General features: G+C 64.4%; 24 protein-coding genes. 10 read left to right on the forward strand and 14 right to left on the reverse strand.

Annotated features, from left to right (window positions below; genetic code table 11):
• Positions 1-7: 7 nt before the first annotated feature.
• The gene (locus tag AAHK21_RS22520) at positions 8-1,135 is read left to right on the forward strand and encodes an acyl-CoA dehydrogenase (protein WP_367858379.1); all 1,128 of its coding nucleotides are present in this window, start codon (positions 8-10) and stop codon (positions 1,133-1,135) included.
• Between the two features lie 13 nt (positions 1,136-1,148).
• Positions 1,149-1,922: an enoyl-CoA hydratase gene (locus tag AAHK21_RS22525; protein ID WP_367858380.1), complete on the forward strand. Its 774-nt coding sequence runs from the start codon at positions 1,149-1,151 to the stop codon at positions 1,920-1,922.
• 35 nt (positions 1,923-1,957) lie between these two features.
• Here AAHK21_RS22525 and AAHK21_RS22530 read toward each other — a convergent pair whose 3' ends face one another.
• Positions 1,958-6,661 carry a hypothetical protein gene (locus AAHK21_RS22530; protein WP_367858381.1) on the reverse strand — a complete coding sequence of 1,568 codons (4,704 nt, stop codon included), beginning with the start codon at positions 6,659-6,661 and terminating at the stop codon, positions 1,958-1,960.
• A 184-nt stretch (positions 6,662-6,845) separates the two neighbouring features.
• On the opposite strand from AAHK21_RS22530, the gene AAHK21_RS22535 reads away from it, so the two are divergent.
• From AAHK21_RS22535 to AAHK21_RS22545, 3 genes are all read left to right on the forward strand, one after another.
• The gene (locus AAHK21_RS22535; RefSeq protein WP_046854836.1) at positions 6,846-7,250 is read left to right on the forward strand and encodes a TraR/DksA family transcriptional regulator; all 405 of its coding nucleotides are present in this window, start codon (positions 6,846-6,848) and stop codon (positions 7,248-7,250) included.
• A gap of 161 nt (positions 7,251-7,411) precedes the next feature.
• Positions 7,412-9,007 (forward strand): methyl-accepting chemotaxis protein, encoded by a 1,596-nt coding sequence (locus AAHK21_RS22540; protein WP_367858382.1) that lies wholly within the window; start codon positions 7,412-7,414, stop codon positions 9,005-9,007.
• Between the two features lie 115 nt (positions 9,008-9,122).
• Complete coding sequence (locus AAHK21_RS22545; RefSeq protein ID WP_367858383.1) at positions 9,123-9,317, forward strand: hypothetical protein; 195 nt, start codon at positions 9,123-9,125, stop codon at positions 9,315-9,317.
• 5 nt (positions 9,318-9,322) lie between these two features.
• On the opposite strand, the gene AAHK21_RS22550 is transcribed toward AAHK21_RS22545, so the two are convergent.
• Entirely contained in the window at positions 9,323-9,508 is a 186-nt protein-coding gene (locus AAHK21_RS22550; protein WP_046854839.1) for a hypothetical protein, read from the reverse strand.
• A 314-nt stretch (positions 9,509-9,822) separates the two neighbouring features.
• Here AAHK21_RS22550 and AAHK21_RS22555 point away from each other — a divergent pair, with 314 nt between their 5' ends.
• Both AAHK21_RS22555 and AAHK21_RS22560 read left to right on the forward strand, forming a co-directional pair.
• Positions 9,823-10,293 carry a hypothetical protein gene (locus tag AAHK21_RS22555; protein WP_367858384.1) on the forward strand — a complete coding sequence of 157 codons (471 nt, stop codon included), beginning with the start codon at positions 9,823-9,825 and terminating at the stop codon, positions 10,291-10,293.
• Complete coding sequence (locus AAHK21_RS22560; protein ID WP_367858385.1) at positions 10,290-10,499, forward strand: hypothetical protein; 210 nt, start codon at positions 10,290-10,292, stop codon at positions 10,497-10,499. The genes AAHK21_RS22555 and AAHK21_RS22560 overlap by 4 nt, the downstream gene beginning before the upstream one ends.
• A 3-nt stretch (positions 10,500-10,502) precedes the next feature.
• On the opposite strand, the gene AAHK21_RS22565 is transcribed toward AAHK21_RS22560, so the two are convergent.
• From AAHK21_RS22565 to AAHK21_RS22595, 7 genes are all read right to left on the reverse strand, one after another.
• Positions 10,503-10,868 carry a Na+/H+ antiporter subunit G gene (locus tag AAHK21_RS22565; protein WP_046854842.1) on the reverse strand — a complete coding sequence of 122 codons (366 nt, stop codon included), beginning with the start codon at positions 10,866-10,868 and terminating at the stop codon, positions 10,503-10,505.
• A complete protein-coding gene (locus AAHK21_RS22570) occupies positions 10,865-11,143 on the reverse strand; it encodes a K+/H+ antiporter subunit F (protein WP_046854843.1) in 279 nt (92 codons plus the stop codon). The genes AAHK21_RS22565 and AAHK21_RS22570 overlap by 4 nt, the downstream gene beginning before the upstream one ends.
• Positions 11,140-11,628, reverse strand: a complete 489-nt coding sequence (locus AAHK21_RS22575; protein WP_367858386.1) for a Na+/H+ antiporter subunit E — start codon at positions 11,626-11,628, stop codon at positions 11,140-11,142. The genes AAHK21_RS22570 and AAHK21_RS22575 overlap by 4 nt, the downstream gene beginning before the upstream one ends.
• Positions 11,625-13,304 carry a monovalent cation/H+ antiporter subunit D gene (locus AAHK21_RS22580; protein ID WP_367858387.1) on the reverse strand — a complete coding sequence of 560 codons (1,680 nt, stop codon included), beginning with the start codon at positions 13,302-13,304 and terminating at the stop codon, positions 11,625-11,627. Before AAHK21_RS22580 ends, AAHK21_RS22575 begins: the two co-directional genes overlap by 4 nt.
• On the reverse strand, positions 13,301-13,645 hold the full coding sequence (locus AAHK21_RS22585; RefSeq protein WP_023632557.1) for a Na+/H+ antiporter subunit C: 345 nt from the start codon (positions 13,643-13,645) through the stop codon (positions 13,301-13,303). Before AAHK21_RS22585 ends, AAHK21_RS22580 begins: the two co-directional genes overlap by 4 nt.
• A complete protein-coding gene (locus tag AAHK21_RS22590) occupies positions 13,645-16,551 on the reverse strand; it encodes a monovalent cation/H+ antiporter subunit A (RefSeq protein ID WP_110703560.1) in 2,907 nt (968 codons plus the stop codon). The genes AAHK21_RS22585 and AAHK21_RS22590 overlap by 1 nt, the downstream gene beginning before the upstream one ends.
• Before the next feature lie 189 nt (positions 16,552-16,740).
• On the reverse strand, positions 16,741-17,685 hold the full coding sequence (locus AAHK21_RS22595) for a DMT family transporter (protein ID WP_046854847.1): 945 nt from the start codon (positions 17,683-17,685) through the stop codon (positions 16,741-16,743).
• Between the two features lie 84 nt (positions 17,686-17,769).
• On the opposite strand from AAHK21_RS22595, the gene AAHK21_RS22600 reads away from it, so the two are divergent.
• Entirely contained in the window at positions 17,770-18,333 is a 564-nt protein-coding gene (locus AAHK21_RS22600; protein WP_046854848.1) for a helix-turn-helix domain-containing protein, read from the forward strand.
• Positions 18,334-18,336: 3 nt separating this feature from the next.
• Here the strand turns inward: AAHK21_RS22600 and soxR are convergent, their stop codons facing one another.
• Entirely contained in the window at positions 18,337-18,792 is a 456-nt protein-coding gene (soxR, locus tag AAHK21_RS22605; RefSeq protein WP_046854849.1) for a redox-sensitive transcriptional activator SoxR, read from the reverse strand.
• Between the two features lie 87 nt (positions 18,793-18,879).
• Here soxR and AAHK21_RS22610 point away from each other — a divergent pair, with 87 nt between their 5' ends.
• Positions 18,880-19,260, forward strand: coding sequence for an antibiotic biosynthesis monooxygenase (locus AAHK21_RS22610; protein WP_023631465.1), 381 nt, complete (start codon positions 18,880-18,882; stop codon positions 19,258-19,260).
• Here the strand turns inward: AAHK21_RS22610 and AAHK21_RS22615 are convergent.
• The gene (locus AAHK21_RS22615; RefSeq protein WP_367858388.1) at positions 19,239-20,009 is read right to left on the reverse strand and encodes an alpha/beta hydrolase family protein; all 771 of its coding nucleotides are present in this window, start codon (positions 20,007-20,009) and stop codon (positions 19,239-19,241) included. The two genes, AAHK21_RS22610 and AAHK21_RS22615, sit on opposite strands and share 22 nt — an antisense overlap.
• Positions 19,993-21,111: a DUF3182 family protein gene (locus AAHK21_RS22620; protein ID WP_367859020.1), complete on the reverse strand. Its 1,119-nt coding sequence runs from the start codon at positions 21,109-21,111 to the stop codon at positions 19,993-19,995. Before AAHK21_RS22620 ends, AAHK21_RS22615 begins: the two co-directional genes overlap by 17 nt.
• A gap of 189 nt (positions 21,112-21,300) precedes the next feature.
• Here AAHK21_RS22620 and AAHK21_RS22625 point away from each other — a divergent pair, with 189 nt between their 5' ends.
• A complete protein-coding gene (locus AAHK21_RS22625) occupies positions 21,301-23,103 on the forward strand; it encodes an aminopeptidase P family protein (RefSeq protein WP_367858389.1) in 1,803 nt (600 codons plus the stop codon).
• A 40-nt stretch (positions 23,104-23,143) separates the two neighbouring features.
• Here the strand turns inward: AAHK21_RS22625 and AAHK21_RS22630 are convergent, their stop codons facing one another.
• Together AAHK21_RS22630 and rhtA are read right to left on the reverse strand one after the other, a co-directional pair.
• Positions 23,144-23,425 carry a hypothetical protein gene (locus AAHK21_RS22630; RefSeq protein WP_046854853.1) on the reverse strand — a complete coding sequence of 94 codons (282 nt, stop codon included), beginning with the start codon at positions 23,423-23,425 and terminating at the stop codon, positions 23,144-23,146.
• Positions 23,426-23,611: 186 nt separating this feature from the next.
• Positions 23,612-24,499, reverse strand: coding sequence for a threonine/homoserine exporter RhtA (rhtA, locus tag AAHK21_RS22635; protein WP_367858390.1), 888 nt, complete (start codon positions 24,497-24,499; stop codon positions 23,612-23,614).
• Positions 24,500-24,933: the final 434 nt, after the last annotated feature.

The raw sequence follows: 24,933 nt of genomic DNA on the forward strand, positions 1-24,933 counted from the left end.
GTGAACCATGCTGGTAACTGACGAGCAACAACAGATCGCCGACGCGGTGCGGGATTTCGCCCAGGAGCGGCTGAAACCGTTTGCCGAGCAGTGGGACAAGGAGCATCGCTTCCCCAAGGAGGCCATCGAGGAGATGGCCGGGCTGGGCCTGTTCGGCATGCTGGTGCCGGAGCAGTACGGCGGTAGCGACACCGGCTACGTGGCCTATGCCATGGCCCTGGAGGAGATCGCCGCCGGTGACGGCGCCTGCTCGACCATCATGAGCGTGCACAATTCTGTGGGTTGCGTGCCGATCCTCAAGTTCGGCACCGAGGCGCAGAAGCAGCAGTTCCTCGCGCCATTGGCCAGCGGCGCGATGCTCGGTGCGTTCGCCCTGACCGAGCCCCAGGCCGGCTCCGACGCCAGCAGCCTGAAGACCCGCGCCCGCCTGGACGGCGACCACTATGTACTCAACGGCAGCAAGCAGTTCATCACCTCCGGGCAGAACGCCGGGGTGGTGATCGTCTTCGCCGTCACCGACCCGGACGCCGGCAAGCGCGGCATCACGGCCTTCATCGTGCCCACCGATTCTCCGGGGTACCAGGTGGCGCGGGTCGAGGATAAGCTCGGCCAGCATGCCTCCGACACCTGCCAGATCGTCTTCGACAATGTGCGCATACCTGTGGCCAACCGCCTCGGTGAGGAAGGACAGGGCTACAAGATCGCCCTGGCCAACCTCGAAGGTGGACGGATCGGCATCGCCTCGCAGTCGGTGGGCATGGCCCGTGCCGCCTTCGAAGTGGCCCGTGACTATGCCAACGAACGCCAGACCTTCGGCAAACCGCTGATCGAACATCAGGCTGTGGCCTTCCGCCTGGCCGACATGGCAACGAAGATCGCCGTGGCGCGGCAGATGGTGCTGCACGCCGCCGCTTTGCGCGATGCGGGGCGCCCGGCGCTGGTGGAGGCTTCGATGGCGAAGCTTTTCGCCTCGGAAATGGCCGAAAAGGTCTGTTCGGACGCCTTGCAGACCTTGGGTGGTTATGGCTATCTGAGCGACTTCCCGCTGGAGCGCATCTACCGCGACGTGCGGGTCTGCCAGATCTACGAAGGCACCAGCGACATTCAGCGCATGGTCATTGCGCGCAATCTTTGAAGGAGCAGTCTGCATGGCATTCGAAACCATCCTGTTGGATATCCATGGCAAGGTCGGCCTGATCACCCTCAATCGCCCGCAGGCGCTCAACGCACTGAATGCGCAGATCGTCGGCGAGATCAACCAGGCCCTGGACCAGTTGGAGAAAGACCCGAACATTGGCTGCGTGGTGTTGACGGGCTCGGCCAAGGCTTTTGCCGCGGGCGCTGACATCAAGGAAATGGCGGAGCTGAAGTACCCGCAGATCTACGTCGAAGACCTGTTCAGCGACGCCGACCGCATCGCCAACCGGCGCAAGCCTATCATCGCCGCAGTTTCCGGCTTCGCCCTGGGTGGTGGCTGTGAGCTGGCGATGATGTGCGACTTCATCCTCGCCGCCGACAACGCCAAGTTCGGCCAACCGGAAATCAACCTGGGCGTGCTGCCGGGCATGGGCGGCACCCAGCGCCTGACCCGGGCGGTGGGCAAGGCCAAGGCCATGGAGCTGTGCCTGACCGGCCGCCTGATGGGCGCCGAGGAAGCCGAGCGTGCCGGCCTGGTGGCACGCATCGTGCCGCAGGCCGAGCTGGTGGAAGAAGCACTGAAGGTGGCTGCGACCATTGCCGCCAAGTCCATCCCGGTGAGCATGATGGTCAAGGAAAGCGTCAACCGCGCCTTCGAGGTCACCCTGAGCGAAGGCGTGCGCTTCGAGCGTCGGGTGTTCCATGCTGCCTTCGCCACCGAGGACCAGAAGGAAGGCATGGCCGCCTTCATCGCCAAGCGCGAGGCGCAGTTCAAGGATTGCTGACGCGCAGGGGCGCGGCATTCGCCGCGCCCGCTGGTTCAAAGGTTGAAGAAGTAGCGCGCGGCGGCGGTCTCGGTGATCGGCCCGCGATACACTTCGACCACGTTGCCGCTGCCGTCGGTATGGCGTTGCCCTGCCATATGGCGTTGCGCGGCGGTCTTGAGATGGCCGGCGGTGAAGTCGGCCTTTGCCGTACCAAGCGCTGGATAATGGAAGTGCGCGTACCACAGTACCTGCCCTTGGTGGCTGATGCTGTACTCGTCGAGAAAGTCAGCGGGCCTGCCCTTGACCTTGGCCAGGCGGGTGCGGGTGCCCTGCGCGTTGATGCGCACCTGATGCGCGTCAACCAGGAACATGACTTCGCCCATGCGCGGCGGTTGCGCGAGAGCCGCCGACACGCGCAGTTCGGCGGCTTTGCCCAGCAACTCGTCGGCCAGCGCGCGTAAGGCGTGCGAGACCAGCTCGGCGTCCTTGCCTCCCTGGGCCTCATCCGTTTCGTTGTCGTCGGTCAGGCGGGATTCGATGGCTTCCACCTGGGCAAGCAGCCGTTCACGTTGATGGTGTACGGACTCTTCGAGCTCGGCCGGCAGGTAGCGGTTCGACGCCCTCTGAAGCCTTGCGCATTCATCGCGTGTTTCCTGCATCAATCGGTCGCTGCCCTTGAGCAGGCGTTTGAGGCTGGCTCCCGCAGGTCTGGGCGTGGCGCTGGCAGGTTTGAGCTCGATCCATTCCCCTTGCCGCAGCTTGTAGGTGCGCGCGGGTGTCTTGTTGTCGGGGCCGGCGACATCGACGGTATCCGCATCCTCATCATGGGGCTCTGCCAGCAGCAGCCCGTGGTCGGCCGTCTCGATCAACCCCGGTACTTTCCTGCGCAACTGCCGGAGGCTACTGACGGGCGGGTAGTCCGGCAGTTCGGCCAGGTCCTGGCGAATGCGCGAGCGTATCCATTCCAGCGCCTCTTGCAGTTGACGAGCAGTCTGCCGTGCGGCGTCGCCTTCGATCTGCTCGACGAAGTGGTCCAGTTGACGTGCGGCAACCTGGAACTGTTCGGCGATGCTGCGCAGCAGCCTGGCAGTGACTTCCTGGTCGGCATCGCCGAGCTTGAGTAGCTTGGCCCGCTGGGCTATGCCCAGTTCGACGGTGCGCCAGAAGCGATCGCGCCAATACGGTGCTTCGCCGGATAGTCCATGAACCAGGGTCAGGCGATTGAGCAGGCCTTCGAGGCGCAGGAATCGCAGGATCAGGTCGCGCTCCGCCGTGGCGGGCATGACGGCGGCCAGGTTGCGCCACTGCAGTATCTCGGGTTGCTGCGGGCTCGCCAGCTTGTTCAATGCCTCTTGGCATTGGCGCAGGTGCGTATTGTTGTTGATCATTTGCTCGATCAGTGGCCCTAGTCGGTCCAGGCGCCCGGCGGCAATACGCGCGTCGTCCGGGGAGAGATCCTGGTCCGGCCGCTGCTGCCTGGCAAGCTGCAACAGCTGTTCTCGGTCCGGTTGGTAACGCGATTGCAGGATCTTGCGCAGCAGACGTTGGCAGAAACTGTCCTGGTAGAGGGCATAGGCCTGGACTTTCTTGAAGTCCTTGATCGGCTGCAGGCCGTTGCGGGTGTGCAGGCGTTCGAGGTGCGTGGTCCAGAAGGTGGAGAGGGCCTGGACCTTGTCCTGGCAGTTTTGCAGGGTCGTGTCATCATGGGTGGCGGCCACCAGGCTTTCTATGGTGGTCTGCTCCTTGATTTTCGCGGAAATCGCCTCTTTGTCCGCCTTGATCAGGTCATTGGCGCTGCGCAGGGCGCTTTCCTTTTCCAGCTGCAGCCGGCGTAGCTGTCCCGAAAGCGGCATGCCACCCTTCAGGGCCAGGCCCAGGTCCAGTTGCCAGCGACCGGCTTCGTCATGGCGCAGCCACGGCCCTGGGCTGAGATCCGGCCCAACGATGCGCAACTGGTTGCGCGGCATGACGAGTTCTGCCCGGTACAGATTGCCGTCCACCTGGGCATAAAACCTGTCGTGAAGCAGATACAGGCCCCGCAGTGTACCGCTGGGAATCGCAGGACCGAGCGCCTCGACAGCGACATCGGCTCGCAATGCCTGCAGCGCTACACGCTGGCTGGCACTCAGGCGTCGATCGGGGCGTGACCAGCTGAAGTCGAGGTCGATGGCGGTATCGGTCACCGCGGGAGTGACGGGCGCCGGCAGCACCGATGCTTCAGGGGAGGGTACCGGTCCGGGGAACGCCGCCGTTTCACCTTGCTCCAGGTGCAACCGGAACATCGAGTGGGAAAACAGCAGGGTGGCAATGTTGACCAGCAGGTTGACCAGCGACAGCCAATGCCCCTCAGCGGTGGTGCTGGCATCAGCGTCGACATACTCGGCCAGGGCCACTTCCATCTGCGTCAGCCAGGCGACCCTGCCCAGTGCGCCGCCTGCCAAGGGCAGCAGGGTATTGAAAAGCAACCACCCCAGTTCCTCCCAGCGGGCCCAGCGGGTTTGCGCGGTGCTCGAGGCCAGGTCGGCGAAGTGCTGGATCGATTCGTTCACGCAAGCCAGGTAGAGCGCTTCTCCTGGGGTGTCAACAGGGTTTTCCAGCGCCAGTTTTACGGGCGCGGGGGGGGCGAGGGGAATCGCGCTGGTGTCCTCCAGCACCACGAACAGATGGGGTTCAAGGAACCCGCCATGGGCATAGAAGCGTCTGACGTCCGCCGGCAAGCGCTGCAAGAGGTCGTCCTGGAGCTTGCCGGGGGTGCTGATTGCGACGAACAACGCCAGGCGGTCGGGGAATTGCAGCAGGGTGTCTTCATGCAGTGGACGGTACAGCAGGCAGGTATCGCCGTTGGGCACCGACGGCTCGATCAGCCAAGTGTTGCGCGGATGGTCCACGGTCGATCCCGGTGCCTTGATGAAGCCCAGGGGACGCATCACCCAACGTGGCGAATCATCGTCGATGGCCCGGAACACCTCGGCTATGTGCCCGGTGGCCTGTTGGTCCGGCAGCTTGCCGCGCAGGTACAGCTCCTGGGCAAATGCAGGCAATTGGCTGCGTAGCTGGTTGCTCAGAAGGCTCTGGCGCGCGAGGCGCTGGACTGGATCATCCAGCAGCTTCGCGCGCAACATGGCGGGATAACGGCTGCCGATGTCCAGTTCGCTGATCACAGTACGCAGGTAGGTTTCATCCAACCATCCAGGTAACGGCTCGCTCGTCGTGGAACTCAGCTCCACCCGGCCGGGTCTGAGTAGGCCGAGGTTACAAATGGCCAACTGGGCGAGGGTGAGCGTGACGGGCGTGACTTCGCCCGAGGCGACGATGGTGCCTTGGGTCGCCGCGGCGGTTGCAGTGGTCTGGTAATTGATGATCCTGACCTGTTCCGGGGGCGGCGCGTCACCGGGATGGTCCGCGGCAAAGCGCTCGGTGAGCTGGCGGTTAGCGAATGTCTCGGCGTTGTCGATGCCATGGAGCCAGGACTCGCCCTTGGCGTTTTGAACGCCTTGTGCGACATCGAGTAGCAGGCTGCTGTAGCGCATCAGCGGCCCGCTTTGGGCGTCACGGAGCCACTCCGGCAGTTGCTCGGACAAGGCCCTGCGCTCCATGGCTTCGGCGCCATTGCAGAAGTCGAGCATGGCGGTCAGCCGATCCAGGTCCTGGCTCATGTACAGGGCATCCAGCTTGCTGCGGTAGCGGCTTGCCAGTTGTGTGATTACCCGCAGCTGCTGGTCCAGCAGGCCTAGGGCCTGGCATTCGAAGACGGGCTGGGAAAGTGTGGTGATGATCACTTCGTACGGTGCGAGTCGGTCGCCGGCGGGCCAGTAACTTCCAATGCTCTCAAGCAGATGTTGGCGTGAATTGAATCGGTGCAGCTTGCCAGTCAGGGTAAAGAGCAGGGTGAGATCGCGCGTAGGGTCGCCGTCGGCATGCTCGATGAGCAGTGCGCTGGCCAAATCGGTATCCAGCCCGCCATCTTCCGAGAAGTCCACCATAAGCTGCGCGACCTTGAGTCCGGTCGTGTTCTTCCACCCACCCAGTGTCGTCGGATCTGGGTAGTCATGCACGAGGCTGGCGGTCGCCAGGGCGAACCCCGGCCATGTGGTCGTGCCCCTTGCAACTTCGATGGCGCTTTTCAGCTGCCCCCGCAAATAGTCCGCAAACCAGCGCCAGGGAGTATTGCCGATGGCGTCGAAGCTGCTCCAGTAGACGACCAGCGACTGCCGGTAGACTTCCAGCAGCCGTGGCGCGGCCTCATCGATCAATATCTCGACTGAATGGAGGTCGATGTCCAGCCGTCCATTCGGATCTGCCTTCAAGCGAGGGCTCAGGTAATCGTCACCAGGGGTGAGATTGAGCGTCTGGCGTTGGCAGTAGCGCTCCACGATCACTTGCGAAAGTGGCCGGACCCAGGTGTCGCCACTGCGCGGATGTTGACTGGCCAGGAACAGGGCAAGGGGATCATGTTCTTCGTCAGGGAAATGCACCTTCCATCGTTCTTGCAATATCCGGTCGGCCGCGTCGAGCAGCGCAGGGCGGTTGCTGAAGCGCTTGGCGATTTCACAGTCGAGATTGCTCGCACGGGGCAGCCGTGGGTACGCGGTGTTGGTCATTGTTCGAGCCTCTAGCGAGATAGGGGGCCCGATAAGACACGTTTTCAGGGGTCGCCCTGCATTAATGGGGTACCACGTATCCCCGCGGTTTTTTGTTGCGGCATATTGCCTGCCAGCGCCTTTCAGGCGCGGAGCATCAGAAAAATACGAAACCAATGGGCGGATTCCTGGGTGATTCGGCCAAATCCCCCCTCATTTCAGTTGCCCGCCGCCGCCTGGCACCTTAGACTTCCGCCCCCTGTAAAAGAGTGCCGGTTGGCGCTCGAAGAATTCCGCGGCCGACGCAGCAGCGTCGGCGGCACCCGAATCGCCCATATGCACATTTTTCATAGAGAAATCGATGACCAAGGAACAGTTGCTGGCCATGTCGGCCGATGACTACATGAACGCCGAGCAGCTCGCGTACTTCACCGCGCTGCTGCAGGCGATGAAAGTCGAAACCCACGAGCGCATCGAACTCAGCCGCACCGCTATCGAAAGCCTGGATACCCCGTCGGATCCTGCTGACGTGGCATCGGTAGAGGAAGAGCGCACTTGGCTGGTCAACGCCATTGATCGCGACCAGCGCCTGCTGCCGCAGCTGGAGATGGCCCTGGACCGCATCACCGAGGAAAGCTTTGGCTGGTGCGATGACAGCGGCGAGCCGATCGGCCTGAAGCGCCTGCTGATCAGTCCGACCACCAAGTACTGCATCGAAGCCCAGGAGCGCCACGAACAGCTCGACCGCCACCAGCGGCAGATCTGATTCAACGCCCTGCGCAAGGCCCCACGGAGCGATCCCTGGGGCCTTCTTGCTTTCTTGCCTTGCATCAAGTGCGACCGTCTTGCCCCTCTGGAGGCATGGATAATGGCGTTATAGTGGCGTTTAATGACGTCACAATAACGACATGCGGATGGACCACGAAGATGATGCGAGAAGGATCTCTGTCGGCCGTTGAAACGCCTCGGCCTGGGCCTTGCCGAACGGGTGCTGGCGTTGCCCTGTTGCAGGGTGTTGCCCTGTGCGCACTGCTGGCCGCCATGGCCTATGCCGGGTTGGCGTTGTACCTGGCCGTGCCCTTGGCGCTGCTGGTGCTGTGGCTGCCGCGTGGACGGCGTGCGCAAGTGCCTGTGGTTGCGCCCACCGCGCAGGACGATGGCCTGCTGCAAGAGCTCGCGCGCGGCACCAGCCACAACGCCCTGTCGGCCGCCGCCGTGGCCCATTCGGTGCAGCAACTGGCGGCGCGGGTACAGTCGCAACTGGGCGCGGCCCAGGAGATCGTCGGCAGCGCCGAGATCATGATCACTACCGAGCAGGCCACCGCCCAGCTCAGCCAGCAGGCCTTGACCGCCGCGCGTTCGGCCCATGACAGCAGCGTCGCGAGCAGCGCCGTGCTGGGCGAGTCGATACAGCGCATGCGTGACCTGAGCGAGCGGGCCAGCGCCAGCCGCGAGCTGATCGAGGCGTTGCACCAGCGTAGCGAGGATATCGCCCGGGTCACCCTGGTGATCCAGGCGATCGCCAGCCAGACCAACCTGCTGGCGCTCAATGCCGCCATCGAGGCGGCGCGGGCCGGCGAGCACGGCCGTGGCTTCGCGGTGGTCGCCGATGAGGTACGTGGCCTGGCCGGGCGCACCGCCAGCGCCACCGAGGAGGTCGGGCAGATGGTGGCCGACATCCAGGCACGCACCGCCCAGGTGGTGGCGCAGATCCGGGGGCTCGCCGATGAACTGGGCGCCGGGGTCGAGCAAGTCGAGCAGACCGGTGGGCAACTGGCGCAGATCGCCGAGTTGGCGGCCAGTGTCGAAGGCCAGGTCAGCGAGATCGCCGAGGGGACGCAGACCAACCAGGCCCAGCTCGATACCCTGTTCCAGGCCGTGGCCCAGGTGCGTGGAGACTTGCAGGTCAGCGACCAGCAGACCCGGCGCCTGGCCGAAGCAGCGGTGCAGATGGAGGGGCAGGTCGAGAACCTCAGCGAGCGTCTGGCCGAGGTGGGGCTGGATGCCTATCACCAGCGGGTGTTTGAACTGGCCCAGGCCGGCGCCCGGCAGATCGGCGAGCGTTTCGAGGCGGATATCGGGCAGGGGCGGATCAGCCTGGACGACCTGTTCGATCGCCAGTACCGACCGATCGCCGGTATGCAGCCACCGCGCTTCAGCACGCGCTTCGACCCTTACACCGACACCGTGCTGCCGCAGATCCAGGAACCGCTGGTGCAGCACGACGGGCTGGTGTATGCCATCGCCTGCACCCAGCAAGGGTATGTGCCAACCCATAACAGTGCCTTCAATCAGCCGCTGACCGGCGATCCGGCCCACGACACCGCGCACAATCGCAGCAAACGCATCTTCGACGACCGTACCGGCAGCCGCTGTGGCAATCACCAGCAGCGGGTGCTGTTGCAGACCTACACCCGTGACACCGGCGAGTTGATGCATGACCTGTCGGTGCCGATCTTCGTCCAGGGCCGGCACTGGGGTGGGCTGCGCCTGGGCTACCGGCCTGAACCCGGGCTGGATTGAGCTGATTTGTTGCCGTAACTGCAATACAGCTGTACCTGGCGGCGCTTTTTCCCAGGCAGGGCAGGTCGTATCATGCGCGCATCGTTAGGTTGCTAATTAAATTCCGGAGGGAATGATGAATAGCCAAGTCGATGTAGCCGTCATGATCGGGACTGGCGTGCCGCGCTCAATGCAGGACCTGGGCAACCGTGTGTGTTGGGTGGTGCTGGTCGACGGCGAGCGTCGTGGCACAGCGTTCGCCAGCCGCGCCGAAGCATTGGAGTGCCGGGATGCCTGGCTGGCCCTGCTGGGCAGCTGTAACGTGGCCTGAGGCGTTCAGCGCTCGAACTGTCGCGCCAGTGCGCAAGCTTGCTCGTGGCATTGGCGAAAACCCCTGACCCGGCCCGTATCGCGTTCGGCGATGTGGTAGAAGGCGATACCGGCGGGAATGACGATGTAGCGCGGCATATCCTGGCCGGAAATGTTACGTGCCTCTCGACGGGTTTCGGTGTTTTCGTGCATATTCGCTCTCCTGTAATGAGCGACTGAAGGCCAGCATTTCTTTCTGGCGAAAGAACTGGCGCTGTTTGTCGCATCCTTTCCGGCATTTTTGCTGTCGGACATTACGTTTCCCTTTGCGGAATCAAGCCGAAGCTTACTTCGCATCGCCGGGCGGTGGCTGGGTGAACTGCTTCCTGGTTGCCCTTGCGCCGTTGCGCGTGGACGCTTTGTTGCTTGTTTCCACGGTCCTGCGGACCTTGACTAAAAAGTGCCTGCCACCTGACGCAACCGGTGTCCGTGGCGTGGCCGTTGCAATCGATGTGAGGAGCCTTTCATTGGCAGTCAGTACACTGGATACCCATGCGTTGTTCGCCTTGGGCGACTTGCGCGCCCAACTGGTCAAACTGTTCCACGGACGTTTCATCTATGTCACCGAGCAGAATCCGGAAGGCCTGTACATGGCCGAAATCGACACCGAAGACGCCATGGTGGTTGACGACAAGCAGCGCCTCGAATTGAAGGTGGGTGACCACTTCCGTGCCGCGGTGTTGCCCAGCCGTGAGGGTGGCAAGCTGGAGTTGCGTTTTCGCGAGATCAAACTGAACGTCTATGGCCAGGGCGACTACGCCTTCGTCTCGGTACCGGAAGGCGACGGTATCGTGTTCCGCGACGGGCATGGCGTGATGCTGGTGTTCGCTGCCCAGCAACAGGTGCAGGAAGGCCTGGGCAAACTGCTCAAGGCGGTGACCGGCAAGGTCGCCAAATGGCGTAAGGGCGAGCTGATCACCTTCAAGGCCAGCGAATGAGCGACGAGCCCAGCTCGGGCTCGCGGGCAGACTTTCACCGCGAGAACCAGGCCCGTGCGGTGGAGCAGGCCACGCGCCTGCTGGCGCGCCGGGAGGAGCTGCAAGGCGCCTGGTTGGCCTGGGTAGCCGGCGAGCTCTATCGGATGAGCCCGCCGCCGTTTGCCGCCATGGTACGCCGCGAGTTGCAGCGCATGAGCCAGGCATGAGCCTCAGTTGCCGCGGTCGCGCCCGCTGCTGACTTCCTCAGGTACGTTTTCACCCGAGGTGCGTTTGCGAAACAGCGCGGCTCTGGCCAGCAGCAGCGTGGTCACCGGCACGGTGATCGACAGCAGGATCGGGATCAGCCACGCATGCAGTACCGGGCTCTGCTTGAGCACCGAGAAGTACAGGATCGACGCCGCCGCCACGCACCACGCACCGATGGTCGAAGCCAGCGCGGGCGGGTGCATGCGCTGGAAGAAGTCTTTCAGACGCACCAGCCCGATGGCGCCGATCAGCGCGAACAGGCTGCCCAGCAGCAGCAACGTGGATACCAACAGTTCCAGCCAGAACGGCAGTTCGATAGCTTCGTTCATTCGATCACCTCGCCACGCAGCAGGAATTTGGCCAGGGCGAACGAGCCGACGAAGCCGAACAGGGCGATCAGCAGCGCGCCCTCGAAGTAGGTGTCACTGGCGTAGCGAATACCCAGCACCAGCATCATCAGCATGCCCAGGATGTACAGGTAGTCCAGTGCCAGCACGCGGTCCTGGGCGGATGGGCCGCGGAACACCCGGATCAGTGCCAGGCCCATGGCGATGGCGAAGATGAACAGGCTGGTGAGGACGGCATAGGCGAGCAGGCCGCTCATTCGAAGATCTCCATCAGCGGGCGTTCATAGGTGTGCTTGAAGTGCTCGATGAAGGCCGTTTCGTCTTCAAGGTCGAACACGTGCAGCAGCAGTACGCTGCGATCCAGGGCCAGTTCAGACCAGACGGTGCCGGGCACCACCGTAGTGATCATCGACAATGCTGCCAGGCCATGGGCATCGCGCAGATCCAGCGGGATGTGCACGAACGCCGAGCGCGGTGGAGTACTGCCTGCGCGCAGGACGCCACGGGCCACCAGCAGGTTGGAATGGATCACGTCGAGGCCTACCCGGCCAATCAGCTTGGCGATTGCCCAGGGGCGGCGCACGTGGGCGTGTTGCGGGCGCAGCGGGGCCATCAGGATTGGCGCGAGGATGCCCAGCGCGGCACCCAGCAGCAGGTTGCCCGGGCTGATCGAGAGGTTGAGCAGCAGCCACAGTACGAACAGTGCGACGGACAGCAGCGGCGCAGGGAACAGTCGGCTCATGGCTGCGCCTCCGCGCTGAGGGTGGTCGGGCCGGGCAGTGGCCGGGTGGCCATCACCGCCTTGACGTAGGCCTCAGGCGTGCTCAGGCTCGCGGCGGTGTCCTGGGTATAGCGCAGCAGCGGCTCAGCCTTGAGGCTGAGGAAGATGCACAGGCCCAGGAGAATGACGATAGGCACGCATTCATAGCGACGCAGCACCGGCGAGGGGCGCTCCTCGGGCTTCCAGAAACGCTGGATGCCCACCCGGCCGAAGGCGATCAGCGAGGCCATGCCGGACAGCACCAACAGGGTGACCAGGGTCCAGCCCGCGACGCCCAGCGGCTGCTCCGGGCTGACGCCCATGCCTTGCGGGTTGAACAACGCGCTGATCAGGTTGAGCTTGCCGATGAAGCCCGACAGGGGAGGCATGCCGATGATCAGCAGGGCGCAGGCGATGAAACTCAGGCCGAGGAAGGCCATGGTCCAGGGAATGATCTGGCCGATCACCACCTGCTGCTCGTCGTCCAGGTTGATGCCTTTGGGTGGGTGCAGCGACTCCAGCGGCGAAGGCATTGCGCCTTCTTCATCTTCCAGCGGCGCCTCGTTGGCCGAGCGCGAACGCTCCACCAGCTCGGCCAGCAGGAACAGCGCGCACAGGGCCAAGGTGGAACTGGCCAGGTAGAACAGCGCGGCGCCGGTGAGGATCGGCTGGCCGAAACCGACGGCGGCCAGCAGCGTGCCGGCGGATACCAGGATGCTGAGGGCCGCCAGGCGCTCCAGACGCTGCGCCGCGAGGATCGACATGGCCGCCACGGCCAGGGTCGCCAGGCCGCCATAGACCAGCCATTCCCCGCCAAAGAACGCCGAGGCGCCGGCCTGACCGGAAAACAGCAGCGTCCACAGGCGCAGGATGGCGTACAGCCCGACCTTGGTCATGATCGCGAACAGCGCGGCCACCGGCGCGCTGGCCGACGAATAGGCCGGTACCAGCCAGAAGTTCAGCGGCCAGACCCCAGCCTTGGCCAGGAAGGCGACCGCCAGGATCGCCGCGCCGGCATGCAGCAGGCCACGATCGGCTTCCGGTACCAGCGGCACTTTCAGTGCCAGGTCGGCCATGTTCAGGGTGCCGGTCACGCCGTAGAGCATGGCCGCGCCCACTAGGAACAGCGACGAGGCGAACAGGTTGATGGCGATGTAGTGCAACCCGGCCTTGACCCGTGCCCGCCCCGAACCATGCAGCAGCAGGCCGTAGGAGGCCGCCAGCAGCACCTCGAAGAACACGAACAGGTTGAACAGGTCGGCCGTGAGGAAGGCGCCGTACAGGCCCATCAGCTGGATCTGGAACAGCGCGTGGAAGCTGGCGCCGGCACCGTCCCAGCGGGCCCGGGCAAACAGCAGGGCACTCAGGCCAATGATGCCGGTCAGCGTCAGCAGCAGCGCCGACAGGTGGTCGACCACTAGGGCAATGCCGAACGGCGCCGGCCAGTTACCTGGCAGGTAGACACCGATGGATTCGGCCTGGCCCTGGGTGCGCACCCACATCAGCAGGGTCACGGCGATGCCCAGGCCGATGGCGGTGGACAGCAGGTTCAGGCGCGCCTTCAGCCAGCGGTGCTTCTCGCCGATCAGCAGCATCAGCGCCGCGGTGAGCAGCGGCAGCAGGATCGGCGCAATGATCAGTTGGTTCATCCCACTCATTCGTCACGCTCCCGGCCATCGACATGGTCGGTGCCGGTCAGGCCGCGCGAAGCCAGCAGCACCACCAGGAACAACGCGGTCATGGCGAAGCTGATGACAATGGCGGTCAGCACCAGCGCCTGGGGCAGCGGATCGGTGTAGTGCAGCAAATCGTGGGGCACGCCGTCCTTGATGATCGGCTCCTTGCCGATGAACAGGCTGCCCATGCTGAAGATGAACAGGTTGACGCCGTAGGACAGCAGGCACAGGCCCATGATCACCTGGTAGGTACGCGGGCGCAGGATCAGCCAGACCCCCGAGGCGGCGAGCACACCGATGGCGACTGCAATGACTTCTTCCATCAGGCGGCTCCTGCTTGGCTGGACTTGGCGGGGCGGTAGGCACGCACCGACTGGTGGGCCAACGCGGTGAGGATCAGCAGGGTCGAGCCGACCACCACGGTGTACACGCCGATGTCGAAGAACAGCGCGCTGGCCACATGCACGTCACCCAGCAGCGGCAGGTGCAGGTGGGCGGTGTGGGTGGTGAGGAACGGGTAGCCGAGCAGCATCGCCCCGGCACCGGTAAGGGTGGCGCAGAGCAGGCCGGTGCCCATCCAGCGCAGTGGGCGCAGACTCATCTGCGCCTCGACCCACTGGGTGCCGGCGACCATGTACTGCAGGATGAACGCCACCGACATCACCAGGCCCGCGACGAAACCGCCGCCGGGCTGGTTGTGGCCGCGCATGAACAGGTACATCGACACCAGCAGGGCGATCGGCAGCAGCAGGCGCACCAGGGCGGCCGGCACCATCATGAAGCCTAGCGCGGTGTCGGTGGCATGGCGCGGGTTGACCAGGTCGGTGACCACGTCCGGTGCCAGCTGGCGCTGCTGTGCCGGCAGCTGCATGCTCTCCTTGGGCGGGCGGAAGCGGCGCAGCAGGGCGAACACGGTCAGCGCCACGGCCACCAACACGGTGACCTCACCGAGGGTATCGAAGCCACGGAAGTCGACCAGCATCACATTGACCACGTTGGTGCCCCCACCCTCCGGCAGGGCGCGGCTGAGGAAGAACGAGGAAATATCGTTGGGCGTGGGGCGGGTGAGCATGGCGTAGGACAGCAGGGCCATGCCGCCGCCGACCAGCACCGCCAGCAGCAGGTCGCGCAAGCGACGCAGGCGGGCGCGGTCCTGGCTGCCGGGCAGCGGCGAGACGCCTTCGATACGCCGTGGCAGCCAGCGCAGGCCGAGAAGGATCAGCACGGTGGTCACCACTTCGACTGCCAGCTGGGTCAAGGCCAGGTCGGGCGCGGAGAACCAGACGAAGGTGATGCAGGTCATCAGGCCGCAGACGCCGACCATGATCAGCGCCGCGAGACGGTGGTACTTGGCCTGGTAGGCGGCGCCGATGGCGCAGGCGATGGCGATCAGCCACAGCGCGACGAACACCCCGGAGCCGGGAATTTTCGGCCGCTCGCCCCAGCTCAGGCCGCTGTACAGCAGTGGCGTCAGGCCGGCGATGAAGGCCGCCAGCACCAGCATGAACAACTGCGTCTGCAGGCGGCGGGTAGTCAACAGGCGCTCGAGATGCCGCGCCAGCAGCATCAAGCGGACCAGGCCATGCTCGAACAGGCGCTTGCCATTGAAGCGCTCGATCAGCGGCGGGTGAGGGAAGCGACCGCGCTGCAGCTGTTTGCGCAGCAGCAGGTAGAGGACGATGCCGCCGCTCATGGCGATCAGGCTCATGATCAATGGCGCATTCCAGCCGTGCCAGATGGCCAGGCTGTACTCCGGCAGAGTGCCGCCTACCACCGGCAGGGCGGCGGCGGCCAGCAGCGGGCCGACCGATTGTGCCGGGAAGATGCCGACCACCAGGCAGGTGAGCACCAGCAGTTCGACCGGCGCGCGCATCCAGCGGGGTGGCTCGTGGGGCGTATGCGGCAAGTCTTCGGCCGTGGGCCCGAAGAACACGTCGACGGTGAAGCGCAGCGCATAGGCCACGCTGAAGGTCCCGGCGAGGGTGGCGATCACCGGCAAAGCGGCTTCGACCCAGGCGGTGGAGGTGATGAACACGGTTTCGGCGAAGAACATCTCCTTGGACAGGAAGCCGTTCATCAGCGGCACCCCGGCCATCGAGGCGCTGGCGACCATGGCCAGGGTGGCGGTGAACGGCACCAGGCGGAACAGGCCGCTGAGGCGGCGGATGTCGCGGGTACCGCTCTCGTGGTCGATGATCCCCGCGGCCATGAACAGTGAGGCCTTGAAGGTGGCGTGGTTGAGGATGTGGAACACCGCGGCGACCGCTGCCAGGGGGCTGTTCAGGCCCAGCAGCAGGGTGATCAGGCCCAGGTGGCTGATGGTCGAGTAGGCCAGCAGGCCCTTGAGGTCGTTCTGGAACATCGCGGCGAAGGCGCCGAGCAACAGGGTGGCGGCACCGGCGCCGCCGACGATCCAGAACCACTCCTCACTGCCCGACAATACGGGCCATAGCCGGGCGAGCAGGAACACCCCGGCCTTGACCATGGTCGCCGAGTGCAGATAAGCCGATACGGGAGTGGGCGCCGCCATGGCATGGGGCAGCCAGAACTGGAAGGGGAATTGCGCGCTCTTGGTCAGGGCGCCGATCAGGATGAGGGGTAGCAGCACCGGGTACAGCGCATGCTGGCGGATGATGTCGCCGGCAGCCAGGACCTTGTCCAGGTCATAGCTGCCGACCACATGGCCGAGCAATAGGGCCCCGACCAGCAGGCACAAGCCACCGGCCCCCGTCACCATCAACGCCATGTAGGCGCCGCGGCGGGCGTCGGCGCGGTGGTGCCAGTAGCCGATCAGCAGGAACGAGAACAGGCTGGTCAACTCCCAGAAGAACACCAGCTGGAGCAGGTTGCCGGAGATCACCAGGCCGAGCATGGCGCCCATGAACGCCAGGAAGAAGGCGAAGAAGCGCGGCACCGGGTCCTGCGGCGACATGTAGTAGCGCGCATACAACGCCACCAGGCTGCCGATACCCAGCACCAGCAGGCTGAACAGCCAGGCGAATCCGTCCATGCGCAGGACCAGGTTCAGGCCCAGGCTGGGCAGCCACAGGAATTCCTCGCGAATCACCCCGCCATCGGCCACCTGAGGGTACAGCAACGCCACCTGGACGGTGCCGACCAGGGCCACGAGCCCGGCGAGAATGGACTCGGCGTTGCGTGCGTTGTGCGGCAGGACAGCCGCCAGGCAACTGCCCACGAAGGGCAGAAGCAATAGCACAATCAATGACATAGCGTTCTGTTCTGAGAAGTTTGCCAAGGATCATACGTGCCGGGGGGATGATCACCAACACGCAAGCAGTTGCAGGATCGTACAAATGTGCTGTGACAAGCTGTTTTTTTATAACAGTTTTTTACAAAGCATAGCGGGTGAGCGCGTAGCCGTGGGGCTGCGTTGCAGCCCCGAGGATGTGCAGGAGGACTACAATCCCGTCTCGCGCTGACGCGCGTCATCGTCCGGCAACGCCTCTGCCTCATCCTGGCGACGAATCTTCAGCTCGCTCACCACCACCGCCAGCACGATCAGCACCCCGCCGATCAACGCCACGCCAGGCAAACGCTCGCCGGCAATCCGCCCGACAATACCTGCCCACACCGGCTCGCCGGCATAGATCAGCGTGGCGCGGGTCGGCGAGACCGACTTCTGCGCCCAGTTCATCGCCACCTGGATCACCGCGCTCATGGCGCCCAGGCCCACCGCGCTGGCCAGCAGCAGCCAGGAGAAGTCGGGGAGCTGCTCCTGGGTCGGCACGATCATCAGGAACGACAGCGCCGAGGCGGTGGCCAACTGCACCACGGTGACCCGACGCACATCCACCTTGCCCGCGTAGCGGCTGATCAGGATGATCTCGCCGGCGATTGCCACGGCGCTGACCAGCGTCACCAGCTCGCCTTCGCTGAAGTGCAGCGCGCCGCCCTCGGGGCCGGCCAGCAGCATCAGCCCGGCGAAGGCCAGGCCGATGCCCAGGCTCGGCATCAGGCCCGGGCGGCGGCCCAGCACCAGCCATTGCAGCAAGGGCACGAAGGGCACATAGAGCGCGGTGATGAATGCCGACTGGCTGCTGCTGATGGTCTGCAGGCCCATGGTCTGCAAGCCGTAGCCGAGCATGATCGACACGCCGATCAGCACGCCTGCCTTGAGTTCGGTGGCGGTCAGCCCTGCCAGCGAGCGCGCCGACACCAGGCCGACGAACAGCGCGGCGGCAGCGAAGCGCAGGCCGACGAAGAACATCGGGCCACTGACGGTCATGACGTTGTGCACGATAAGGAAGGTGCCGCCCCAGAGCATGGTGATGAACACCAGCACCAGTTCGGCCTTGCTCAGGCGGAAGGTGACGGCGGGCTTGCTGGGGGAGGCCTGGCTCATGGTCTTGCGCACTCGGAAGGGGCGGCGCACAATTCGCCGCAAAGTGGGCAGTATACTGCGCACCCCCTACCAGTGAGCAATATAGTGCACAAAGATTCCGAGCACCGGGCTTCGGTGCTGCAGCATGTCAGCCAGAATGTTCGCCGCCTGCGCGGTGACGCCGGCCTGAGCCAGGCCGCCCTGGCCGAACGCTCCGGGGTCAGCCGGCGCATGCTGGTGGCCATCGAGGCCGGCGAGAAGAATGTCAGCCTCACCACCCTGGACCTGATCGCCGAAGCGCTCGGGGTAGCGTTCAGCACCCTGATACAGGCGCCCGATCGCCGCGACCCCAGCCGTATCGACGAGCTGGCCTGGGCCGGTGTGCACCCTGCCAGCCGCGCCGTGCTGCTGGGCAGTAGCCCGGCCCGGCGCGAGGTCGAGCTGTGGGAGTGGACTCTCGCCCCTGGCGAGTGCTACGCCAGCGAGGCAGATGCCGCCGGCTGGAGCGAGCAGATCTATGTGACCGAAGGCCGCCTGACGCTGGTCATCGAAGGCGGCGAGCAGCAGTTGGGCAAGGGCGAGTTCTTCGTCTTCCCCAGCGATTGCCGCTACGCCTATCGCAATGATGGCGAGGAGGCGGTGCGTTTCGTGCGCAATGTGGTGATCTGAGGCTCAATCCTGGCTGGGTGGGTGAGGGCCTGGCCCTTCATCGGCCAGCCGGTCGTGATGGTTGCGCAACGGGCACTCCTTCAGCGACATGCAGCCACAGCCGATGCAGCCATCGAGCTGGTCGCGCAACATCACCAGCTCGTCGATACGCCGGCTCAGGTCGTCGCGCCAGCGCGCCGAAAGGCGCTGCCAGTCGTCGGCGGTAGGCGTGTGGTCACAGGGCAGGGTATCCAGGGCGCCGGCGATGTCGGCCAGGGGAATGCCCAGGCGCTGGGCCATCTTGATTACCGCCACCCGGCGTAGCACCGCCCGCGGGTAACGCCGCTGGTTGCCGGCATTGCGGGTGCTGTGGATCAGGCCCTTGGTCTCGTAGAAGTGCAGGGCGGTCACGGCCACGCCGCTACGGGCGGCCAGCTGGCCGACGCTGAGCAGGCGTTCCTGGGAGGATGGAGGCTTCATCGGCAATAAAATCCTTGACCTTGAGTTAGCTAGAGGTTTTACCCTCCACGACCATCTGCTGCAAGAGCCCAAACGAGGAGAAGCAACATGGCGGCCAACACCCATTCCCTGTGGTTCACCCAGATGATCGAGTACGACGTGCCACCGCTGCGCCAGGATGCCCTGGCCGAGGCGCTGGTGGTGCGCAGCGAACACCTGGCGCAACGCTGCGACGGCTTGCTGAGCGTCAGCATCCAGGTCAGTGACGACGGTCGCCGGGTGCTTCAGCTCCTGCGCTGGCAATCACGCCAGGCCTGGGCGGCGGCCGCGGGAAGCTTCATCGAGGAACCGTTCCTCGACCTGCTGGGCGAACACCAGGCGCGCGGGGTGAATTTCGCCGCCTACCAGACCCTGCGAAGCCTGGTGCGCGGCACCGATGGTGGCCTGCACTGCCAGCTGGGCAGTACTCAGGCGTACCAGGGCGCGTAGTGAGGGTAGCGGTCGAGGCGGGCACCGATGACCATCTCGCTGATCCAGGCCGTGAGCATCGCGCTGTAGGCCTTCTGGCTTTCCTCGCTGGACAACGCATGGTCGGCGCCGTCGACCAGGCGATGGGTCATCGAGTGTGCGCTGACGAACGCCGAGCGGTAGCTCATCAGCGTGCTGTGGGGGACGTAGTCATCCTGTTCGGACTCCACCAGCAGCACATCGCCGGCAAACTCGGCGCAGGCCGCCAGGGCGCGGTTGTCGGCCGGGCCGAGGGGGCGCAGGCGGTAGGCGTTCAGGCGCTGGCGATCCAGGGCCTGCTTGGGCGCGTCCCATTCATCGTCCCAGTACAGGGCCGGTACCCTCAACGCCAGCCACTTCACGGGGCGGTGCGGGGTGAGCAGAGTGGCCAGGTAACCGCCGTAGCTGCTGCCGATCACGGCAATGGCGCCGGGATCGACTGACGGGTGGCTCGCCAGCCGGTCGTAGGCGGCGAGCAGGTCGGCCAGGTTCTGTTCGCGGGTGACGGTCAGGCGCTGGCTCTCGGTCTTTTCGTGACCGCGCAGGTCGAAGGTCATGCACACGCAGCCTAACCCGGTGATCTGCCGGGCGCGGGCCAGGTCGCGCTGTTGGCTGCCGCCCCAGCCATGGACGAAAAGAATCCCTGGCATGCGGCTGCCGGGGCTGACCAGGGTGCCGGCGATGCTTTCCCCTTCGACGTGCAGTTCCACGGTTTCACTCTCGATGGTCATGGTCGCGTATCCGTGCATATTTGCTGAGTTGTCCGAGTTCACTGTCGTGCCCCTGATAGAACAGTGTGGCGTCGGCGGGCAGTCGCGCCCGGCCGAACACCTCGTGGGTCGATGCGCATAGCCGCTGCAGCGCCGGATCCTCGGCGAAGGCCGTCAATGCCAGGACCTCGGCCGGACTGGCGCCACCGAGGCGCCAGGATTGTTCGAGCACGCCACTGCGCAGATGGCCGTGGCTGTCGCGACCGCGGGCGATGTCATAGTTACGGCGTGAAGCGATAAATCCGGGGAAGTAACGTTCGGCGGCCTGTTCGTAGGCCATGGCCTGGGTGATGGCCAGGCGCAGGTGATCCGCAAGCGGTAATTGCAGCAATTTCTGGTAGTCGCCACGCACGAGGACCAGATCGGAGCCACCGTACACCTCGGTGCCAGCGTGGTCGCGGGTCAGGTGCTGGATGCCGTGGTAGCTGAGGGTCAGCCCTGCCACGCGGACCTGGCCGACGCTGAAGGTCTCGACGTCGTCGAGGTCTTCTTCCAGCACCAGGCCCCACAGTGCCAACGCCTGTTCGTCCATGCCCTCCAGCAACGGCTCCAGGGCCTGGGCGTCGGTGATGACCTGCTGGCCCCGACCGGCGCACGCCAGCACCGGCTTGATGCGTACCGGCCCCTCGCGCAGCAGCAGCTCGGCCGCCCGGCGGGCGTCGCCCTTGGAAAACACCGTATAGCCACGGAGCAGGGCATCGCAGGATTGCTGGGCAAACGCATCGGTCCAGCCGGGCGGGAAGCTGGCGTCGGCAGGCACTGGGTGGGAGATGGCTTTGGTAGCGAGGTGCGGATGACTGACGGCACCGCCAAAAAGGTCGTTCTCGTCCTGGATGCCGAGCATCGCCTGACGCGCCGGATCGACCAGGGTTTCGTTCGGCACGTAGTAACAGCATGCTTCGGCGTCGGGTAGAGGCGTTGGCTCGACGCGCTCGATGCCCAACAGGCGTGCGAGGTACTCGGCGATCCTCAGTTGGGTCGCCCGCTCGTGTTCGGGTGTGTGCTCGCGGGTATCGAGCAGTACGACAGCGCTTTTCGGTTCGCGGGAGTGGGGCATGGCCAGCCTCGCGTTCGCAGGGGGTGTAAGGGGTGTGAAGGCGCGCAGGCTGTTTAGTTCAGGAGGAAGGATCGACGGTCGGCAGGGCACTTGGGGCAATGCATGCCTTGTTACGGTCGTGGTGATTGCGGGCGCCCGCCAGCTGTTTCATTATCGACGGCCTGGACCCGTCGACACCTATCCGCAGGAGTGCGCATGAACAGTCAGTCCCCGCTTCACGAATCCGTACCGGCGCGCCTTGCCCGCGTGCGCGAGGCCATGGCCCGGGAGGGCGTTGCTGCCCTGCTGGTGCCCTCGGCCGACCCGCATCTGTCCGAGTACCTGCCTGGCTATTGGCAGGGGCGGCAATGGTTGTCCGGTTTCGAGGGGTCGGTGGGCACGCTGGTGGTCACGGCGGATTTCGCTGGGCTCTGGGCTGACAGTCGCTATTGGGAACAAGCGAACAAGGAGCTGGCCGGCAGTGGCATCGAACTCATGAAGCTGCGGCCCGGGCAGCCAGGCGCGTTGGAGTGGTTGGGTACGGAGGTCGAAGGTACCGTGGCGGTGGATGGTGCGGTCATGGCAGTGGCTGCTGCGCGCCAGTTAAGCGAGCGTCTGCAGGCGCGGGGCGCAAAGCTGCGTACGGATATCGATCTGCTGACCGAGGTCTGGAGCGACCGGCCATCGTTGCCGGGCAATCCGGTCTACCAGCACCTGCCGCCCCATGCGACCGTTAATCGTGCGCAAAAGCTTGCCGAGCTGCGGGGCACCCTGCAGGAAAAAGGCGCCGACTGGCATTTCATTGCCACGCTCGACGATATCGCTTGGCTGTTCAACCTGCGTGGCAGCGACGTTTCCTATAATCCCGTGTTCGTCTCTTTCGCGTTGGTCAGCCAGGACAAGGCGTACCTGTTCGTCGGGCGCGACAAGGTCGATACGCACCTGCGCCAGGTATTGGCGGCCGATGGTATCGAGGTTCGTGACTACGTAGCGGTCGGCGACGCGCTGGCGGCAATTCCGGCCACGGCCAGCCTGCTGGTGGATCCGGCACGGGTCACCCGTGGGCTGCTGGACAACTTGCATGAGCAGGTGCGGCTGGTCGAGAGCATCAACCCGACGACCTTGAGCAAGTCGCGCAAGGGTGAAGGGGATCTCGCCCATATCCGTCAGGCCATGGAGCAGGACGGTGCGGCGCTGTGCGAGTTCTTCACCTGGCTTGAAACGAACCTGGGGACGCAACGCATTACCGAGCTGACCATCGACGATCAGCTCAGCGCGGCCCGTGCCCGCCGTCCGGGTTTCGTGTCGCTGAGTTTTTCCACCATCGCGGCCTATAACGGCAATGGCGCCATGCCGCACTACCGCGCCACCGAGCAGTCACATGCCGTGATCGAGGGCAATGGCTTGCTGTTGATCGATTCGGGTGGCCAGTACCTGGGCGGGACAACTGATATCACGCGAATGGTGCCGATCGGTGAGCCGAGCCGCGAACAGAAGGCGGATTGCTCGCGGGTGCTCAAGGGCATGATCGCGCTGTCCAGGGCCAGGTTCCCGCGTGGGATCCTCTCGCCGCTGCTCGATGCCATCGCCCGCGCGCCGATCTGGGCTGACCAGGTCGATTACGGGCATGGCACCGGCCACGGTGTCGGCTACTTCATGAACGTGCACGAAGGCCCGCAGGTGATCGCCTACCAGGCGGCCGCCACGCCGCAGACAGCCATGCAGCCGGGGATGATCAGCTCGATCGAGCCTGGGACCTACCGGCCGGGGCAGTGGGGGGTGCGTATCGAAAACCTGGTGGTCAATCGCGAGGTCGGTACCAGCGAGTTTGGCGAGTTCCTGGCGTTCGAGACCTTGACCCTGTGCCCGATCGACACGCGCTGCCTGTTGGTCGAGGCGCTGGGCAGCGAGGATATCGCCTGGTTGAATGGCTATCACCAGACAGTGCGGGAGCGGCTTGCCCCTTTGCTGGAAGGTGAAGCGCTGGTGTGGCTGGAGCGGCGGACCGCACCTCTCTGAAAGTGAAAAGGGCAGCCATTGGCTGCCCTTCATGCATCTGTTACTTGCAAATCACGATCATGCTGCGGCTGGTGTAGCCGGCAGGGTTTATGCCGAACACGTAATCGCCAGGCTCTTCGTCGGTGTCACCGGAGCGGGCGATGACCTTGTAACCCTTGCTGCTACAGGAGCTGGCGGCCTTGCTGTAGCACTTCTCCCACGACGAGGAGAGTCCCGAGCAATTGATATGCAGGCCTTTCTTCCCTCGTTTCACCTCGGTATTGGCTGTCGCGGCACATCCAGCGATGGCCAGGATGCCCAGGATGAGCAAAATACGTTTCATTCCTGTCCTTATACGGCCCGACTACATTAACGGACCTGACGTTTGCGCTTTGCCTCTTCCTTGATGGTCTCTGGCGTCCATGTGCCGCTCAGTAGATAGCGTCAAGATTATGATCTGGTGACAGCTTAATCAGCCACGCCGGGTGGTACAAGGCTGCAGGATGCCTAAATGAAAATATTTCTCAAATCAATCGGCAGCCACGGGTGGCGCCGCTTCCCGTTTCATGGAAAGGGTAGCGCCCACCGAGGCGGTGATGATGGCGAGAATCGCCAGCCACTGCCAGAGTGTGAGCTGCTCGCCCAGGAACAGCAGCCCGGACAATGCGCCAAAGGCCGGTTCGATGCTCATCAGTGTGCCGAAGGTGCGTGCGGGCATGCGGGTCAGGGCGACCATTTCCAGGCTATAGGGTAGCGCTGTAGACAAGATCGCCACGCCAAGGGCCACCGGCAGCAGGGCGGGGGTGAGCAATGCGGCGCCGGCATGTGCGATACCGATGGGGGCAACGAACAGCGCGGCGATCACTACGCCCAGGGCGGCAGTCTGGATGCCATTCTCGGCACCGGCTTTCTGCCCGTAGAGGATATACAGCGCCCAGCACACGCCGGCGCCCAGGGCGTAGGCGGCGCCGATCGGGTCGAGGCTGGCGCCGGTCTGGCCTACGGGGATCAGCAGCAACAGCCCGACGACTGCCAGGGCGATCCACAGGAAATCCAGCGCTCGTCGCGAGGCCCACAGTGCCACCGCTAGCGGCCCGGTGAATTCGAGCGCCACGGCGATACCAAGAGGCACGCTGCGCAGGGACATATAGAAGAGGAAGTTCATGCCGCCCAGGGCCATGCCATAGATGATCACGCTGCGCAGGGTGCTGGCGTCCAGGCGCGCGCGCCAGGGCCTCAATATAAGCAGCATGATGATGCTGGCGAAGATGAGGCGCAGCGCTGTGGTGCCTTGGGCGCCAACAACAGGGAACATGCTCTTGGCCAGCGAGGCTCCGGACTGGATGGAAGCCATGGCGATCAGCAGCAGGCCGATGGGGAACAGCGTGGTGGCCAGGCTGCGTTGGGGGGAATTCATGTTGGGTTCCGTTGTTGTAAGCGCAAGGGTGCGCAATATAGTGCGCAGCGGGATGTGTATTGGCAAGGTCGAGTGTTGTTTCGGTGAGCGCGGCTTAGATTATGGAACGCATGGCAGCTGTCATGCGCTCCCGCGTCATATTCCTGAAATAAAAGGTTGACGGGGTTTCAGATCCCCTTATAATGCGCCCCACTTCCAGCGACATCGGAACGAAAAACTCCTTGAATATCAAAGAGTTGATCAAACAAGAGGGTTGCGGAGGTGCTTCGATCGTCAGGTCGGCAGCGGTGAAAAAGGCAGTTGACAGCAGGTTGTAACGCTGTATGATTCGCCTCCCGCTACGAGAGATCGCAGCGAGTCAAGTGTTTGAAGTTGAACGGGTTTCTCGCAAAATACTTCGAAATAAACGCTTGACAGCAAATGAGGGAAGCGTA

Origin of the sequence: Pseudomonas sp. TE50-2, from assembly GCF_040813665.1 — a bacterium.
Taxonomy (GTDB): Bacteria; Pseudomonadota; Gammaproteobacteria; order Pseudomonadales; family Pseudomonadaceae; genus Aquipseudomonas; species Aquipseudomonas soli.

Excerpts from the sequence above, each read along its gene's own strand:
- AAHK21_RS22520 (WP_367858379.1), top strand. The coding sequence starts at position 8 with ATGCTGGTAACTGACGAGCAACAACAGATCGCCGACGCGGTGCGGGAT.
- AAHK21_RS22525 (WP_367858380.1), top strand. The coding sequence starts at position 1,149 with ATGGCATTCGAAACCATCCTGTTGGATATCCATGGCAAGGTCGGCCTG.
- AAHK21_RS22535 (WP_046854836.1), top strand. The coding sequence starts at position 6,846 with ATGACCAAGGAACAGTTGCTGGCCATGTCGGCCGATGACTACATGAAC.
- AAHK21_RS22540 (WP_367858382.1), top strand. The coding sequence starts at position 7,412 with ATGATGCGAGAAGGATCTCTGTCGGCCGTTGAAACGCCTCGGCCTGGG.
- AAHK21_RS22545 (WP_367858383.1), top strand. The coding sequence starts at position 9,123 with ATGAATAGCCAAGTCGATGTAGCCGTCATGATCGGGACTGGCGTGCCG.
- AAHK21_RS22550 (WP_046854839.1), bottom strand. The coding sequence starts at position 9,508 with ATGCACGAAAACACCGAAACCCGTCGAGAGGCACGTAACATTTCCGGC.
- AAHK21_RS22560 (WP_367858385.1), top strand. The coding sequence starts at position 10,290 with ATGAGCGACGAGCCCAGCTCGGGCTCGCGGGCAGACTTTCACCGCGAG.
- AAHK21_RS22565 (WP_046854842.1), bottom strand. The coding sequence starts at position 10,868 with ATGAACGAAGCTATCGAACTGCCGTTCTGGCTGGAACTGTTGGTATCC.
- AAHK21_RS22570 (WP_046854843.1), bottom strand. The coding sequence starts at position 11,143 with ATGAGCGGCCTGCTCGCCTATGCCGTCCTCACCAGCCTGTTCATCTTC.
- AAHK21_RS22575 (WP_367858386.1), bottom strand. The coding sequence starts at position 11,628 with ATGAGCCGACTGTTCCCTGCGCCGCTGCTGTCCGTCGCACTGTTCGTA.
- AAHK21_RS22580 (WP_367858387.1), bottom strand. The coding sequence starts at position 13,304 with ATGAGTGGGATGAACCAACTGATCATTGCGCCGATCCTGCTGCCGCTG.
- AAHK21_RS22585 (WP_023632557.1), bottom strand. The coding sequence starts at position 13,645 with ATGGAAGAAGTCATTGCAGTCGCCATCGGTGTGCTCGCCGCCTCGGGG.
- AAHK21_RS22590 (WP_110703560.1), bottom strand. The coding sequence starts at position 16,551 with ATGTCATTGATTGTGCTATTGCTTCTGCCCTTCGTGGGCAGTTGCCTG.
- AAHK21_RS22595 (WP_046854847.1), bottom strand. The coding sequence starts at position 17,685 with ATGAGCCAGGCCTCCCCCAGCAAGCCCGCCGTCACCTTCCGCCTGAGC.
- soxR (WP_046854849.1), bottom strand. The coding sequence starts at position 18,792 with ATGAAGCCTCCATCCTCCCAGGAACGCCTGCTCAGCGTCGGCCAGCTG.
- AAHK21_RS22610 (WP_023631465.1), top strand. The coding sequence starts at position 18,880 with ATGGCGGCCAACACCCATTCCCTGTGGTTCACCCAGATGATCGAGTAC.
- AAHK21_RS22615 (WP_367858388.1), bottom strand. The coding sequence starts at position 20,009 with ATGACCATCGAGAGTGAAACCGTGGAACTGCACGTCGAAGGGGAAAGC.
- AAHK21_RS22625 (WP_367858389.1), top strand. The coding sequence starts at position 21,301 with ATGAACAGTCAGTCCCCGCTTCACGAATCCGTACCGGCGCGCCTTGCC.
- AAHK21_RS22630 (WP_046854853.1), bottom strand. The coding sequence starts at position 23,425 with ATGAAACGTATTTTGCTCATCCTGGGCATCCTGGCCATCGCTGGATGT.
- rhtA (WP_367858390.1), bottom strand. The coding sequence starts at position 24,499 with ATGAATTCCCCCCAACGCAGCCTGGCCACCACGCTGTTCCCCATCGGC.